The sequence below is a fragment of the Amycolatopsis nigrescens CSC17Ta-90 genome (genome assembly GCF_000384315.1).
In the GTDB taxonomy this organism is placed as follows: domain Bacteria; phylum Actinomycetota; class Actinomycetes; order Mycobacteriales; family Pseudonocardiaceae; genus Amycolatopsis; species Amycolatopsis nigrescens.
In genome coordinates this window covers 8,669,691-8,684,605 of record NZ_ARVW01000001.1, presented here as the reverse complement: position 1 = coordinate 8,684,605, position 14,915 = coordinate 8,669,691, and the positions used below count along the sequence as shown (strand labels likewise).

13 protein-coding genes and 1 pseudogene are annotated in these 14,915 nt (G+C 70.6%); 6 read left to right on the top strand and 8 right to left on the bottom strand.

Going from position 1 to position 14,915, the window contains the following annotated elements; genetic code table 11:
• The first annotated feature begins 90 nt into the window (after positions 1-90).
• Positions 91-1,056 (top strand): helix-turn-helix transcriptional regulator, encoded by a 966-nt coding sequence (locus AMYNI_RS46720; protein WP_020673981.1) that lies wholly within the window; start codon positions 91-93, stop codon positions 1,054-1,056.
• On the opposite strand, the gene AMYNI_RS47645 is transcribed toward AMYNI_RS46720, so the two are convergent.
• The 3 genes from AMYNI_RS47645 to AMYNI_RS50850 all read right to left on the bottom strand — a co-directional run bounded on the left by AMYNI_RS47645 (position 1,031) and on the right by AMYNI_RS50850 (position 4,958).
• Positions 1,031-2,986: a S8 family serine peptidase gene (locus tag AMYNI_RS47645; protein ID WP_211225548.1), complete on the bottom strand. Its 1,956-nt coding sequence runs from the start codon at positions 2,984-2,986 to the stop codon at positions 1,031-1,033. The two genes, AMYNI_RS46720 and AMYNI_RS47645, sit on opposite strands and share 26 nt — an antisense overlap.
• Positions 2,987-3,146: 160 nt before the next feature.
• Positions 3,147-4,136, bottom strand: a complete 990-nt coding sequence (locus AMYNI_RS0141135) for a hypothetical protein (RefSeq protein ID WP_020673979.1) — start codon at positions 4,134-4,136, stop codon at positions 3,147-3,149.
• Between the two features lie 120 nt (positions 4,137-4,256).
• Entirely contained in the window at positions 4,257-4,958 is a 702-nt protein-coding gene (locus tag AMYNI_RS50850; RefSeq protein WP_020673978.1) for a GbsR/MarR family transcriptional regulator, read from the bottom strand.
• Positions 4,959-5,112: 154 nt separating this feature from the next.
• Between AMYNI_RS50850 and AMYNI_RS0141125 the strand changes: the two genes are divergently transcribed.
• The 3 genes from AMYNI_RS0141125 to AMYNI_RS0141115 all read left to right on the top strand — a co-directional run bounded on the left by AMYNI_RS0141125 (position 5,113) and on the right by AMYNI_RS0141115 (position 7,575).
• Complete coding sequence (locus AMYNI_RS0141125) at positions 5,113-6,294, top strand: cytochrome P450 (RefSeq protein WP_020673977.1); 1,182 nt, start codon at positions 5,113-5,115, stop codon at positions 6,292-6,294.
• A gap of 7 nt (positions 6,295-6,301) precedes the next feature.
• Entirely contained in the window at positions 6,302-7,132 is an 831-nt protein-coding gene (locus AMYNI_RS0141120; protein WP_040406259.1) for an oxidoreductase, read from the top strand.
• A gap of 62 nt (positions 7,133-7,194) precedes the next feature.
• Positions 7,195-7,575 carry a hypothetical protein gene (locus AMYNI_RS0141115; protein ID WP_020673975.1) on the top strand — a complete coding sequence of 127 codons (381 nt, stop codon included), beginning with the start codon at positions 7,195-7,197 and terminating at the stop codon, positions 7,573-7,575.
• A gap of 17 nt (positions 7,576-7,592) precedes the next feature.
• On the opposite strand, the gene AMYNI_RS0141110 is transcribed toward AMYNI_RS0141115, so the two are convergent.
• The 3 genes and pseudogenes from AMYNI_RS0141110 to AMYNI_RS48700 form a co-directional block, all read right to left on the bottom strand.
• On the bottom strand, positions 7,593-8,039 hold the full coding sequence (locus AMYNI_RS0141110) for an SRPBCC family protein (protein WP_020673974.1): 447 nt from the start codon (positions 8,037-8,039) through the stop codon (positions 7,593-7,595).
• Positions 8,040-8,125: 86 nt separating this feature from the next.
• Positions 8,126-9,004, bottom strand: a complete 879-nt coding sequence (locus tag AMYNI_RS0141105) for an AraC family transcriptional regulator (RefSeq protein ID WP_020673973.1) — start codon at positions 9,002-9,004, stop codon at positions 8,126-8,128.
• 199 nt (positions 9,005-9,203) lie between these two features.
• Positions 9,204-10,268 (bottom strand): annotated as a pseudogene (locus AMYNI_RS48700) (nucleotide disphospho-sugar-binding domain-containing protein); the annotation flags it as partial.
• A 120-nt stretch (positions 10,269-10,388) separates the two neighbouring features.
• Between AMYNI_RS48700 and AMYNI_RS0141095 the strand changes: the two are divergent.
• Positions 10,389-10,868 (top strand): MarR family winged helix-turn-helix transcriptional regulator, encoded by a 480-nt coding sequence (locus AMYNI_RS0141095; protein WP_020673971.1) that lies wholly within the window; start codon positions 10,389-10,391, stop codon positions 10,866-10,868.
• A 158-nt stretch (positions 10,869-11,026) separates the two neighbouring features.
• Here AMYNI_RS0141095 and AMYNI_RS0141090 read toward each other — a convergent pair whose 3' ends face one another.
• Together AMYNI_RS0141090 and AMYNI_RS0141085 are read right to left on the bottom strand one after the other, a co-directional pair.
• Positions 11,027-12,478, bottom strand: coding sequence for an amidase (locus AMYNI_RS0141090; RefSeq protein ID WP_020673970.1), 1,452 nt, complete (start codon positions 12,476-12,478; stop codon positions 11,027-11,029).
• A 100-nt stretch (positions 12,479-12,578) separates the two neighbouring features.
• Positions 12,579-13,298, bottom strand: a complete 720-nt coding sequence (locus AMYNI_RS0141085; RefSeq protein ID WP_020673969.1) for a TetR/AcrR family transcriptional regulator — start codon at positions 13,296-13,298, stop codon at positions 12,579-12,581.
• Between the two features lie 46 nt (positions 13,299-13,344).
• On the opposite strand from AMYNI_RS0141085, the gene AMYNI_RS0141080 reads away from it, so the two are divergent.
• Positions 13,345-14,889, top strand: a complete 1,545-nt coding sequence (locus AMYNI_RS0141080) for an FAD-dependent monooxygenase (RefSeq protein ID WP_040406257.1) — start codon at positions 13,345-13,347, stop codon at positions 14,887-14,889.
• The last annotated feature ends 26 nt before the right edge of the window (positions 14,890-14,915 follow it).

The following is a 14,915-nucleotide window of genomic DNA, read 5'->3' as shown; positions in this document are numbered from 1 at the left end:
GGCTTCCTGAACTGGGCCCGGCAGCGTCGGCGGGAGTGTACTGAGGCTAACCTTACTTTTCTCGTTGGTATGTCGACAGGAGGTCCTTCGATGTCGGCCAGAAGACAGCCGAACCCGGTGCGCCGGAACTCGGTGACCATCCCCGGCCCCGCCGACGTGGACCCGGTGTCCTGTTTGGAGTACGGCTACGGGCTGGGCAGCAGGGCCGGCATCCTGGTGCTCAAGTACCTGGCGGGCCGGTCGCTGGAGTTCGGCGAGAACCGCCAGGACTTCCTGCACCAGCTCTACTGGTCACCGGACGGCGTGCTGTCGGTTCGCTGCGGCTCGGACGCGCAGTTCGTCGGGCCGCGGGAGGGCTTCTGGGTCCGGCGCGCGGTGACCCACGAGGTACGCGCCGGCGACGGGCAGACCGTCTACCGGGTGTGCCTGCGGCAGGGGAACGCGGACCTGGAGCGGTTGCGCGCGGGCGCGGTGTCGGTGAGCACCGAGGCCGCGCGGCTGCTGACCGAGATCGCCAGGTCCGGTGTGGACGAAGCCGTTGCGCTCGCCGCGCGCGACCGGATCGTCGGCGGGCTTGGCGTGTCGGCCCGCGAGTTCGTCGGCCACCACGCCGCGGGGGCCGGTTTCGCGATGATCGTCGCGCGGGCGCTCTCGCACGATCCCGGCGACCACACCGGGATCGACGAGTGGGCGGCCCGGCTGCACGTGAGCGCCAAGACCCTGCAGCGGGACTTCGTGCGCGAGTTCGGCATGCCGTTCTCGCGCTGGCGTACTTCGCTCCGCCTGCGCGTCTCGCGGGCGCTGCTGGAGACGAGGTCGGTCACCGATGTGGCGCACGAGATCGGTTACGCCAGCGCGTCGGCCTTCGTCGCGGCCTTCGCCAAGGAGTACGGCTACACCCCGGGCACGCACGGGCCGCGCGGCGCACTCCTGGGTGCTGAGATGGGGGCATGCGAGGCTTTCTGCGCATGCCCCCATCGATCGGGTGCGGGTGTCCCGCAAGAATCTGAGGGTGTCGCGCGGAACCGGGTTACCTCGGGGCCACTGAACCGCTGAGCTGCTGGTTCGCCCAGTCACCCATGACGCCGTTCAGCCGGCCGTGTGCGTTGTACGCCGCGCAGTCGGTGCGCAGCCAGGAAAAGACCCCGTAGACCTTGCCGTTGTGCAGATACGGGCCACCGCTGTCGCCCTGGCACAGGCCGGTGCTGCCATCGCCGTAGCCGTCGCAGAACATGTACCGGTCGTCGTACTGGAAGTTGATGTTCTTGCAGTTCTGGGCGGCGACGACCGGCAGGGTCGTCTTGTACAGCCGGGTGTTCCGTTCGGCGTCCTGCGAATCCGTCTTGCCGTAACCGACCGCGGTGCCCCGCGTGCCGATCGGCAGTTCGTCGCCGGAACGGGCGACCGGCGGATAGGACATGCCGGCCGGGGTCGGGATATCGGTCTTGGTCAGGATGACCGCGACGTCCCATCCGGTTCGCCAGCCGTCGCTCGGGTTGTAGTTCGGGTGGGTCCGGTACTCCGCGATCTCGATTCGTGTTCCGGTGTTCGTGTCCGCGAGATCGTCGCGGCCGTAGACGAGGTATTTCGGCTCGCCCTGCGCGAACTTGCAGTGCGCGGCGATCAGCACGGCCCGCTTGGCGACCACCGAACCGGTGCACGACTGCTCGGCCGGGCGGGCACCGCCGGTGCGGTGCTGCGAGATGATGAACGGGAACTCGCTGACCGTCGCCGGAGTGCCGTTGATGACGTTCGGGGTGACGTCGGGCTGGGTGCCCGGCACGTGCAGCAGCTTGTTCGGACTCCCGGCCGGCAGCCCGGACAGCTTGCCCTCGCTGGCGTTGCCCACGATCCACGACTGGAGATCGGCCGGGGTTGCGCCGGGGGAGTCGTGCAGCCGCAACGCCATCGCGCCCGCGACGTGCGGCGCCGCCATCGAGGTACCGCTCAGCGTGCCGTAGGCGGTGTCGCTGCCCCGGAACGCGGAGTCGATGCCAGAGCCCGGTGCGAACAGGTCCATGCAGCGGCCGGCGTTGGAGTCGAACGCCCTGGTGTCGCTGCTGGTGGAGTTGCCGACCTGGAGCGCGTCGGGCACCTGGCCGCCGGGGCCGTACTGGCAGGCGTCGCCGCCGTTGTTGCCGGTGATCAGCGACCACTGAATGCCGGCATTGGCGATTGAGCCCTTGATCGCGGGTGCGGCGATGTCCGGGTCGTCGGTGTAGACGCTCAGGTTGACCACCGCCGGCTTCGCGCCGTTCTTGGCGATCCACTCGGCGGCCTCGGCCACGTCGACGTCCTGGCCGTAGCCGTCGCAACCGAGAATCCGGACGGACACGAGGTTGGCCTTCTTGGCCATGCCCCTGGTCTGGCCCGCCGCGATCCCCGCGACGTGCGTGCCGTGGTTGTGGCAGTCGTTGCCCTGGTTGGGTTGCGCGTGCAGGTCGACACCGAACTTGGCGCGGCCGCCGAACTCCTGGTGGGTGTAGCGGATCCCGGTGTCGACGACGTAGATGTTCACCCCCGCGCCGTCATTGGGGTAGGTGTACTTGTGGTCCAGCGGCCGGTCTCGCTGGTCTACCCGGTCCAGGCCCCAGTTCCTGGGATTGTCCTGAGTGCCGCCGGGCCCGGCGGCACTGGCGCGGCCGCTCTGCCGGACCTCCGCCACCTCCGGGTTCGCGGCGAGACGCCTGGCCTTGGCCGCGGGGAGGTGCTCCACCACGAAACCGCGCATCGTCACGGTCAACGTCGATTCGAGGGTTCCGCCGTACCGCGCCACGAGCTCGCGTGCGGCCGTCTCCGCGGAACCGGCCGACTGTGCGGCGGCGCCCTTCAGCGTGACCAGATAGGTGCCCTCGACCGGATTTTTCGCCTGGCTCACCACAGTGCCCTCGGCCCCGGCGGCCGGCAACGCCGGTAGCAGTGCGATGCAGATACCGGCCGCCGCGCCGAATACGGCAGCGGTCGGCCATGACCTTCTTGGTTTCACGATTCCTCCATGCGGCAGGGACACGGAGGCTGAGGAAAACCTCCGCACGTTTCTTGGGAAACAAGGGGAATGGTAGGTATGCGAATCGCGAGAAAACCAGATCGGTTAAGTTCGCCGGACCTTGGCGACGGGATCGATTGTTAAAACGGCGGCGGTCCTGTTAACCCACCACGTCCGTGCTGGGCCAGGACCAGCGCATGCCGACGATTCCGGCGGTCAGATCGGATTCGGCGAGCAGCGCCGTGTGCGATCCGCCGACCCACAGCTCGCGGAGATTGCACTCCGCCTGCGACGGCGTGCTCTTGTCGTAGCGGTGGCAACGTGCCGGCAAGGCGTCCGGCGAAAAGCGCGTCTGCAGCACGTATTCCCGGATCGGCTCGTGGAACCGGTGGTCGTAGTTCAGCATCCGCATGCCCGGCTCGAACCGCCATTCGAACTCCAGCAGCGCGGGCTCACCGGCACCCAACACCCGGTCGAAGATCAGCTCGGCGGCGACCAGCCCGACCGACCGGTCGACCTGCACCCGCCCCTTCCGGCAGTACCGCACGTCGGCCAGCGCGGGCGGGTTGCCCGGCTGCTCGTCGGCCAGGTACAGCACGGCGCACCGGGAGATGCCGGGTACGTTGGCCCGCACCACCTCGCGGATCCGGATCGAACTGGTGCTGCGGTCATCGCCGATGGTGATCACCACATGCGTGCTTATCCTGCTCAGCGAACCCGGCCCCGGCTCGGCCACCTTCGCCACCAGGTCCGACGGGTACTGCTCGTCGAACAGGCTCAGCACGTCCACCGTGCCCGGCGGGTGCGCGAGCCACCGGCCGCCGCGCGAACGCCGGGGACCCAGCAGCGACACCAGCGAGTCGGCGGGCAGTTCGAGCAGTTCCTCCAGCAGGTGCACCGCCCGCAGCGAACCCGCGCGCTCCGGTCGGCTGCGGCCGCGGCGCCAGTAGCTCAGCGTCGGCACGCTGACCCGCGCCCCGCGCTCGGCCAGCCACACCTGGATCTCCTCCAGGGTCAGCCCGCTGGCTTCGATGGCAAGGTGCAGCGCCGAGGTGAACGGGCCGGTGCGCAACGCCTGCCGCAGCTCGGCCCGCATCCGGTCGCCCGGCCGGTCGGCGTCGCGCGCCGCCGCGGTCTCCCGTTTGGACATGGCCCCACCTCCCAGAGCTGTCCGCGCACGAGTTCTCACTTTAAGTTCCGTGAACAGTCTGGATGGCTCCGGCGCTCCACACCAGACCCGCCGGCACTGTCCGGCACGGTGGAGGTGGCCTCAGTGCCGGGTGGCGACGGTTTGCCGCCAGTGCTCGGCCGCCTGGTTCATGTCCTGGACGAGGTGCCGGAAGAACCGGCTCGTGGCGCGCATCCGGGCCCCGGCCGGGGCGGAGTCGCCGAACAGCTCGGCTCCCTGACTGGTGAACTCCACCCACAGGGCCATCGACTGGAGGCTGGTCTGCCATGCCTGGTAACCGATGTGGTCTTCGATCAGGTACCGCTGCTGCCGTCCGTCGCGTTCGCGCCCGATCAGGCCGCGCTGCTCGAGCCAGCCGACGGCCTTGGAGATGGACGCCGGGCTGACCCGCAGCCTGGCGACGAGTTCGGGGGCGGTGACGCTGCCGGTGTCGCTGGTGAACAGGCAGGCCAGCACCCTTGCCATCATCGCGGGGACCCCGGTCCCGGCCATCATCTCGGCGAACCTGTGCTCGAAATCGCGCTGTAGCAACGGATCCGCCCCGGCGGTGCCGGCGGGCACCGGTGCGACCGGGTGCGGCTTGCGGCGGCGGGCCCGCCACCTGGTCGCCTGCTGCGCCTGGTTCGCCCGGTAGCGGCGGGCTCCGCCGTTGCGCGCGACCTCGCGGCTGATGGTCGACCCCGGCCGCCCCAGCCGGCGGGCGATCTCGGCGCAGCTGAGCCCGATCGCCAGCCCGGCGGCGACACGCTGGCGCTCCTCCTGGGTCAGCCGACCTCCCGGCATCCTTCCCTCCGTTTCAGGTCAGTGCATTCACTTGCAAGGTCATTGCATCGATCATAGCGCTTCTACCAGGTGAAGTCGTTATCTGCGGTGGCAGTTCGGTGAAAAGCGGTCCTAGTGTTTCGTGTGTCGCGAACGAAGAAGGAAGGAGACCGACATGACGTCAGCACTGCCGACCACGCGCCCGGCCGACCGGCCGTTCGACCCGCCCGAGGGGCTGGCCGAACTGCGCGAGCGGTGCCCGCTGAGCCGGCTGAGCTACCCGGACGGGCATCTGGGATGGCTGGTGACCAGCCACGCCCTGGTGCGCGAGGTGCTGGCCGATCCGCGGTTCAGCATCCGGTCCGAGCTGCAGCACCTGCCGATTCCCGGCGCCCCCGGCAGCGACCAGCCCGCGCCGCCCGGATTGTTCAGCGCCATGGACCCGCCGCGGCACACCCGCTACCGCCGGCTGCTCACCGGCCAGTTCACCGTCCGCCGGATGCGCCGGCTCACCCGGCACATCGAAGACCTCACGGCCGAACACCTGGACGCGATGGAGGAACACGGCGACCCGGTGGACCTGGTGCGGGTACTGGCGCAGCCGATCCCCGCGCAGATGATCTGCGAGCTGCTCGGCGTGCCGCACGCGGACAGGGCCCGCTTCCAGGGGTATGCGCTGGACCTGTTCCGCCTGGACGCTTCACCGGAGCAGCGGGCGTCGGCCTACACGGCGATGCACGAGGCCATCGGCGAGCTGGTCGCGGCCAAGCGCGCCGAACCCGCCGACGACCTGCTCAGCGGCCTCACCGCCAGCGATCTCAGCGACGAGGAACTGGTCAACATCGGCTTCGTGCTGCTGGGCGCCGGCCTGGACACCACGGCCAACATGCTCGCGCTGAGCGCCTTCGCCCTGCTCACCCATCCCGATCAGCTCGCCGCGCTGCGCGCCGATCCCGGCATCGCCGAGCACGCGGTCGAGGAGCTGCTGCGCTACCTGGGCATCATCCCGTTCACGGTGCGCACCGCGCTGGAGGACGTCGAGCTGCACGGGGAGCGGATCAAGGCCGGTGAGACGGTCACCGTCTCGGTCCCCGAGGCCAACCGCGACCCCGCGCAGTTCGTCGATCCGGACACCCTCGACCTGCTCCGCTCGACCGCCGGGCACGTGGCCTTCGGGCACGGCGTCCACCAGTGCCTCGGCCAGCAGCTCGCGCGCGTGGAGCTGCAGGTGGTGCTTCCCGCGCTGGTCACCAGGTTCCCGGAGCTGCGCCTCGCGGCGCCTGCCGGGGACGTGGCCATGCGCACCGACATGCTCATCTACGGCGTGCACGAGCTGCCCGTCGCCTGGGAAAGGTAAGACGGCTGTGACAACGAAGGTGTGCCTGGTGACCGGGGCGTCATCGGGGATCGGCCACGCCACCGCGCTGGAGCTCCTGCGCGCCGGCCACACGGTGTACGGCGCCGCGCGGCGGGTGCACCAGATGGACGACCTCCGCGCCGCGGGCGGCCACCCACTGAAGATGGACGCGCGCGACGAGGACGAGCTGGCCGGCGCGGTCGCCACCGTCCTCGACGAGCAGCAGCGGATCGACGTACTGGTCAACAATGCCGGCACCGTCCTGCACGGCGCCATCGAGGACGTGCCGCTGGACCGTGCGCGGGACCAGCTCGAGGTCAACCTCCTCGCGCCGGCCAGGCTGGTCCAGCTCGTGCTGCCCGCGATGCGCGCGCAGTCCGCCGGCACGATCGTGAACGTCTCGTCCATCGGCGGCGAGATCGCGTTGCCGCTCGGCGCCTGGTACTACGCGTCCAAGCACGCGCTCGAAGCCTTCTCCGACACGCTCCGGATGGAGGTCGAGCCGTTCGGCATCGACGTCGTGATCATCCAGCCCGGCATCATCAGGACCGAGTTCGAAGACCAGACGGCCGCGCAGCTCAGGGAGATCTCCGGCGGCGGGGCCTACCGGGAGATGGCCGAAGCCATGGCGCGGCGCGGCGAAACCGGGCTCAGCGAAGGCTCCGACCCGGCCGTCGTGGTGGAGGCCATCCGACACGCCATCGAGTCCGACCGCCCGGACACCCGGTACGCCGTCGGCTGGCTCGCCGACAAGCTGCTGGAGCTCAACAGGACGCTGCCGGACCGCGAGTTCGACCGGCTGGCGACCAGCTCGACCAAACAGGACAACGGGCGCTGACCTCTTCGAACAAGTTCGCCCGCTTCGGCCGGCTCGGCGCATAATGGTCGAGATCGTTCGCCATGGGACTGCGGAGGAAGACCACCATCAGCGCCGAGCCGGACCCGCCGAACCCCACCGAGCTGCGTGCGCAGCTCGAACGGGACCGGGCTCTGCTGAGGTCGCTGGACCCGAAAACCGCGGAGTACCGGCGTCTTCGGCGAAAGATCAGCCAGGACACGGAGAAGCTGCGGCACCAGGTGGAAACTCGTGACCGGCGGGCCACCGAGTTCGGTGAGGCCGGCTGGCTGTTCGTGCTGATCGGTGCCGCCATCATGATCCCCGCCTGGGGTTCGTGGTGGGTTCTGCTCGGCATCGGGATGCTGCTGCTCGGGCTGCACTGGGTGATCCACCGGCCGTCCGGCCGGGCCGGGAAGGACAGCCCTCCCGGCCCCGGTCGCTGACACCACGCCGGTCCGCGTCAGGGTTTCCGTTGCTGCGCCGCGTGGGCGGCCAGGCCGTCCGCCATCTGCTGCATGACACGCTGCATGACGCCCTGCATCAGCCAGCCCATTCCCCAGCGGGCGGAATAGGTGCCGTGCCAGTGAATGACCGTGCCCCCGTCGGGCGTTGGCCTCAGGTCGACGACCGCCTGGTAGTCGCGGATGGCCCGGTTGAAGGCGTCCTCGTAGGTCAGGCGTTTCTCTTCGTCGAGTCCGGTCAGCCGCTCGCCGGTCACCGTCCGCCCGGTGCGGAACGCGCGGACCGCGCCGACCGGATCCCGGCCGTCCGGGTCGAGCCCGCTGGAACGCTCGGTGTCCAGACTGTCGACAGCCGACCAGACCGGCCAGGTGCGCGCGTCGACGAGCAGGCGCCAGACGATGGCCGGCGGTGCGGTCGAGGTCGCCGTCGCGGCATAGCTCCGCATGATCTGAAATCCTTTCGTCGCCACCACCGCCCGAAACTAGGCGACGTGGGCGGTCCCGCGACATGCGCTGGATTGCCGATCATCGATCAGATCTTGCGGTACACCGACGGCCGGACGCCGACCTGGCTCAGGAAGGCCGACGACAGCGCCCCAGGACTGGCGAAACCGCAACGCTCGGCGATCTGCGCGATGGTGAGGGTGCCGCCGGCGAGCAGCCGCTGCGCCTGCTCGATCCGCAGCCGGGTGAGGAACCGGTGGGGTGTTTCGCCGGTCGCCGCCCGGAAGACGCGGATGAAGTGGTACACGCTCAGATGCACCTCGGCAGCGATGTCGGCCAGCGTCAGCGGCTCGCTCAGCCGGTCCCGCATGACGGCCACGGCCGAGCGGACCGCCGCGTGCTCGGCACCCCGCGGGCGTTCGTGCCGGCCCCGGGTCAGCAGGTGCGTCGCGAGGAACGCCGCGGCGGACTCCGCGTACAGGTCGTTCGCGCCGTCGATGGTGGGCAGTGCGCGGACGAGCTGCTCGACCACCGGATCGCCCGCGCTCATCGCGGCCGAGAGCGCTTCGAAGTCCGGCTCCGGATCGCCCAGCTGAGCTGCGGCCCTGTCGACGGTCGCCGACGGAATGTGCACCTGGATGGTGCGCAGCGCGGCCGCCGCCCGGTAGTCGCGCACGGTCGCCCGGCCGGGAACCACGAGATCCAGAGTGCCGGGAACCCAGCGCCGCCGGACCGGTTTCCCGTCGGCGTGCGTCCGCATGACAACGTCCCCGGCTACGCAGAGCACGAGATGCAGGTCGGCCACTCCGGGCAGCGGAAGGTGCTCGGCCTCGGGTGCGTGGTCGAAGCACTGCACGAGCAGCGACCGCCAGCCCGCGTCCTGCCAGCTGCAGTAGGTACGCCGCACGGACACCGGCCTGCCGGACTCCGCGTACGGGGCGAGATCGAAGTCGGGCGAGTCGAACACCGGACCAGCCTAGTCGGCGTCCGCACGGTGGATCTCCGGATGGAAGATGGTGCGTTCCGGGCTTCAGGTGTTGTGCGGCGGTCCATCGGCCGTCGGTTCGTACCGCGGTGGCGAGGGTGCGGGCGCGGTCGGCGATGCCGGGTTCCAGGGCTTGGCCGAGTGCGCGGGTCAGCGAGCCGGCCGTCGGCAGGCCGCGCGGGTGCGCGACCCCGATCCCGAGGTGGTCGACGCGCCCGGTCCAGTAGTGCTGGTCGTACTGCTGGGGAAGCACGACCTGTGGCACTCCGGCCATGGCGGCCGCGGTGGTGGTGCCCGCGCCGCCGTGGTGCACGACGGCGGCGACCCGGCGGAAAAGCGCCTGGTGGTTGGTCTCTCCGAGCACCAGGCAGTCGGGTGCCTCGTCCGCCGGTGCTAGCTCGGCCCACCCGCGGGAGATGATCGCGCGGCGTCCGGCCGCGCGGGCCGCGGTGAGCATCACCTGGCTGACGTCCTCCCCGGGGGCGCCGGAGTAGCTGCCGAGGCCGAAGTAGACGGGCGGTTCACCGGCGGCGAGGAAGGACTCCAGTTCCGCGGAGAGCGGGCGGTCATCCGGCAAGATCCACGCGCCGGTCTGGATCACGTGCAGGTCGTCGGCCCCTGGCCAGTGCCCGAGCGTGGGGTCGGCGGCCAGCCATGGCCGGTCGGTGAGGACGTGCCCCCGCACATCTTCGACCGGGGCCAGCCCGGCCGCGCCGCGGTGGGCGTTGAGGGAGGCGCCCCAGGTTTCGTTCCAGCGCCGCGCATCCGCTGCCCACAGCTCACCGTTGCCGGCCGTCTCGCCCTGCGACCAGCCCGGCCACGGGGCCGGCGCGTGATGCGGGGACGGCAGGGCGGCCGGGCAGAATTCGGCGTGCACGTATCCGATGCCCAGCAGTTCGGCCACCGAGCGGGCGGCGACCTGCACGGCTCCGCACCCCACCAGGACATCGCGCCCCTTGGCGGCCTCCGGAAGCGTGGCGAACTGCGCGGCCACGGCGTCCTCCGCAGCCCGACGACGGCCCTCGGGGGAGGACAGGTCCCACCTCTCCGGTGCGCTGGGCGCCGACGTCGGGCGCATCCGCGGTCCGATGGGCGTCGCCGGTATCCCCAAATCCTCGATCCAGTCGCGGAAATCGGGGGAAACGCACACGTGGACGTCCTGGCCGAGCGCCTGCAACTGCAGCGCCAGTGCGGCCACCGGCTGGGCTTCACCCCGCGACCCGATGGTCGACAGCAACACACCCATTTTCTGCACTCCCCTCAGTAGTCGTGCGGCACGATTACTGCGCGACGCAGTAACTGTGCCACGAAGGTTACTGGTGGTAGCGTGAGAACTGCAAGCCGGAGACCGAGAGGACACAGCGCGATGGCCGACAAGGACCCGACCACGGCGGCCGAGCAGGTACTGGCGGCACTGCCGGACTGGGGGAACGTCACCTCCCAGCTCAACGCCGAGGTCGCCAAGCGGATGGAGGTGACGCTCAGCGATCTGGACTGCCTGCACGCGCTGAACCACCACGGGCCCGCCACCGCGGCCGCATTGGCCAAGCACGTCGGGCTGACGTCGGGCTCGGTGTCGCGCATGATCGATCGGCTCGACGCGGCCGGCTGCATCGAACGAGTCCGCGATCCCGGCGACCGGCGTCGGGTGCTCATCGAGCCCACCGCCGAAGGCATTCAGCGCGTCCGCGCCTATTACACCGGGCTGGCCGCCTGCACCCTTACCGACCTCGCCGACTTCACCGATGTCGAACTCGCCACGGTGCTGCGCTTTATCCACCACGTCCGCGACAACACCGCCACCGAACTCGCCCGGCTGCGAACCACGCCGTCGGAGTCGAAATAGAGACGTTGCTTCTTGCCTTCCAGTGGAACTCGCCGACTCCCAACGTTCGACTCGCCCGGCGCGAACGCAGAACTCGCGCGAGTCCCACCTTCCGGCGCCGCGAGTCCCACGTTCGCGCGCCGCGAGTTCCGCGTTCGACTCGCCCGGCGGGAATAAGGTCACCGGCCAGCTCGCCGAAGGCCAGCGTCACGAACGCTGACCCCGTCGGTCATCGGCTGCCGCTGTGCCCACGGCATGGCCTGTTCGAGTTGCGCGGCGATCCGGAACAGCAGGTCCTCGCGGCCGTAGGGGGCGACGAGTTGCACCCCGATCGGCAGCCCGCTCTGGCTCTGGCCCAGCGGCAGGCTGATCGCGGGCTGTCCGGAAATGTTGAACACCACGGTGAACGGGCCGTAGGCGAACAGCGACTCCAGCCAGCTTCGCGTGGTGTGGCCGGGGTCGTCGTAGCGCAGGGTGCCGTGCGGCGCGGGGAGTTGCCCCAGCGTCGGGGTGACCAGCAGGTCGTGGGTGGTGAAGAACGCGCCCACCGACCGGCTCACCCGGTTGTGCGCGTCGAGCATCGCCATCAGCTCGAGCGCGCTGAGTTCGGTCACCTCCTTGAGGATCTGCCGGGAGACGGCTTCGAGCCCGGCCGGATCCGGAGGCCGTGGCGCGGTCAGGAACGGGGCGGCGATGGCGGTCGCCTCGGCCATGGCGGCCCGCAGCACGGCGTCCCAGTCGACGGCCGGGCTCTGTTCGGCCACGGTGTGGCCCATCCCCTCCAGGACGCGGCCGGCCATGACCGCCGCGGCGGCCACCTCCGGATCCACCGCCACTCCCGACCAGGCCCGGGTGGTCACGGCCACCCGCAGCCGGCCGGGGTCGGCCCCCAGTTCGTCGGCGAAGCGGCGGTGTGGCGGCGGCGCGGTGTATTTGTCGCCGACGCCGGGTCCGGCCACCGCGTCGAGCAGGTGGGCGCTGTCGCGGACGGTACGGGTCAGTCCGAACTCGTAGGCCGCGCCGAACGCGGCGTCGCCGGTGTCGGGTCCGCAGGGGGTTCGTCCCCGGCTCGGCTTGAGACCGACCAGCCCGCAACAGGACGCGGGGATCCGGATTGAGCCGGCCGAGTCGTTGCCGTGTGCGACGGGCACCGCGCCGGCCGCGACCAGGGCCGCGGCGCCGCCGCTGGAACCGCCCACGCCCCGTTCCGGATTCCACGGATTGCGGGTCGGCCCGTGCTTGACCGCTTCGGTGGAGAAGCTGAGCCCCATCTCCGGTGTGGTGGTCAGGCCCAGGGTGACCAGACCGGCGGCGCGGAACCGCTTCATCAGGTCGTGGTCGTGCGATGCGATCACACCGTCGCCGAGGCTTCGGCTGCCGATGAAGAACGGCACTCCCTGCGCGATCGGTCCGCTGTCCTTGATCAAGAACGGCACCCCGGTCAACGGCCCGTCGCCGGCGTGCTCGAGCGCCGGTGAGAACACCGGCATCGCCAGGCCGTTCACCGCCTTGTCCGCCACCGCGAGGGCCTGCCGTGCGGCGGCTTCGACCTCGGCGGCGGTGACCTCTCCGGCGACGATCAGCTCGCGGAGTCCGATCGCGTCGTACCGGGTGTACTCGTGCGGTTCCACGCCCTGCCTTTCGCCGATGTCGTGACCGCCTCGACTGTGCTCCGGCGGCGGTCGCCCGGAAATCCCCAGACCTGGGGGTGCCGGGCGACCGCGCACCGCGCTAGCGATGTGCGAGGCCGTCGATCATCAGGGCGAGGGTGAAGTCGAACCGCTCGTGGCCTTCGCCTGCGGTGAGTTCGTTGGCGTGGCGGATGGTGTGGGGGAAGGTCTCGGCGGGCAGGGCGGTGAACCGGCGCAGCAGTTCGTCGCGGTCGACGACCCAGGCGATGTCGTCCCGTGCCGCTCGCTGGTGCCTGATCGAGGTCTCGAGGCAGTAGGAGGCGACGTACAGCATGAGGGCGTCGATGCCCCAGGCGGCGGCCTGCGGGGCGATGTCACCGGCGAGCAGGATCGCCAGCATTCCCTCGCTGACGCGCATGATCTCCAGATCGGTGGGGGCCATGGCGAGTGCGGCGCGGGAGATTCCGGGGTATTTCAGGTACTGGTCGCGCAGCTGGGCGCACACGCCGCGGATCTGCTCCCGCCAGACCGAGGGGTCGGGCTCGGGTAGTACGAGCTCGGCGCACAGCCGTCCGATAAGCAGCTCGTCGAGGTCGGCCTTGTTGACCACGTGGGCGTAGAGCGAGGCGGGCCCGGTGCCGAGTACGCCGGCGACACTGCGCATCGTCAGGGCGTCATAGCCCTCGGTGGCGACGACCTCGCGTGCCGCGTCGGTGATCCTTTCGACGGTGATCGGCGTTTTCCGGCTCGTCTGCTGCGCCGGCGGGGCAGGGGGCTGAGCGTGCCTGGCCGCGCGGCGTTGTTTCGGATCGACTGGCATGCCGCCGAGCTTACCTTGACACGAACAACGTTCCGTACGTAGAACTATGTTCGTGGACTTAGAACAGTGTTCGTCAGAGGTAGATGTAACCGTGGTCGGAGCCGGGCCGGTGGGCCTCGTGCTCGCCGCGGAGCTGGCGCTCTCCGGGGCGAAGGTGCAGGTGCTCGAGCGACGGGCAGAGCCGGACGAGGCGATGAAGGCGCAGTCGATCAACATGCCGACGGCAGAGGCACTCGACCGCCGCGGCTTGCTGCCCGCCGCCGAGGCGGTGCAGCGGGAGGTGCTCGAGCGGATGGGATCGTTCGCCCGCAGGCCCGGCGACCCGCGGTTCACCGGGCACTTCGCGGGGATGAGCCTCGACGCCGATCTCGTGGACTGGTCCGATCCCGACCTCGCCGCGCACACCGCGGCCGGCGGAGCGCGGATGGTGCCACAGCGGGAGTTGGAGGCGCTGCTCGCCGAGCAGGTCGCGCGACTCGGCGTACCGGTGCGTCGAGGGGTGGAGGTCACCGCGCTCGAAAACACCGGAGACGGCGTGCTCGTCGGCACAGCGACAGGCCACCCGGTGCGCACCGGGTGGTTGGTCGGGTGCGACGGCGGGCACAGCGCCGTGCGCCGCCTCGCGGGCATCGACTTCCCCGGCACCGACCCCGAACTCACCGGGCACCTGGCGGTCGTCGACATCGTCGACCCGGAGAAGCTCGGAGATGGCTGGACGTGGTCGGCCAGTGGGACGTACCGCTACGGGCCGCAGCCGGGGCGGGTGATCACCGTGGAGTTCGACGGCGGTCCCGCCGACCGCTCGGCACCGGTCACCATCGAGGACCTGCAGGCCAGGCTGCGGCGGGTCTCGGGCACCGACGTCACGCTGACCGCGCTGCGCGCCACCCCGACCCGCTGGACCGACAACACCCGCCAGGCCGCGACCTACCGGTCGGGGCGGGTGCTGCTGGCCGGCGACGCCGCGCACGTGCACCCGCCGTTCGGCGGGCAGGGGCTCAATCTCGGGGTCGGCGACGCGATGAACCTCGGCTGGAAGCTCGGCGCCGTGGTCGCCGGCTGGGCTCCCGAAGGGCTGCTCGACACCTACGACGCCGAGCGTCGTCCCCTTGGCGCCTGGGTGCTGGACTGGACGCGGGCCCAGATCGGGGTGCTGCGCGGGGACTCCAAGTCGGGCGCGCTCCGGCACATCGTCGCCGATCTGCTGAGCACCCGGGATGGCACGACCTACGCGGTCAAGAAGCTCTCCGGGGTCACCCAGCGCATCGACCTGCCCGGTGACCATCCGCTGGTCGGCCGGTTCGTCCCCGACCTGTGGCTGACGGACGGCTCCCGCCTGGCCGACCACGGACACGGCGGCGGTTTCCTGCTGCTGGACCGCACTCCGGACGGCGCGTTCGCCCGCTTCGCCGCGGCCTGGTCCGAGCGGGTGAACACCGTGACCGATCACCCGGCGACCCCGGCCGGGGTGTTGGTACGCCCGGACGGGGTGGTCGCCTGGGCTGCCGAAACCGCTGACACCACCGGTCTCGAAGCCGCCCTGCAGCAATGGATCGGGCCGTGGAATATCGTCTCAACCCCAGGTGTTTGAGCGTTCAACTACGAAAGGGGTGGAAC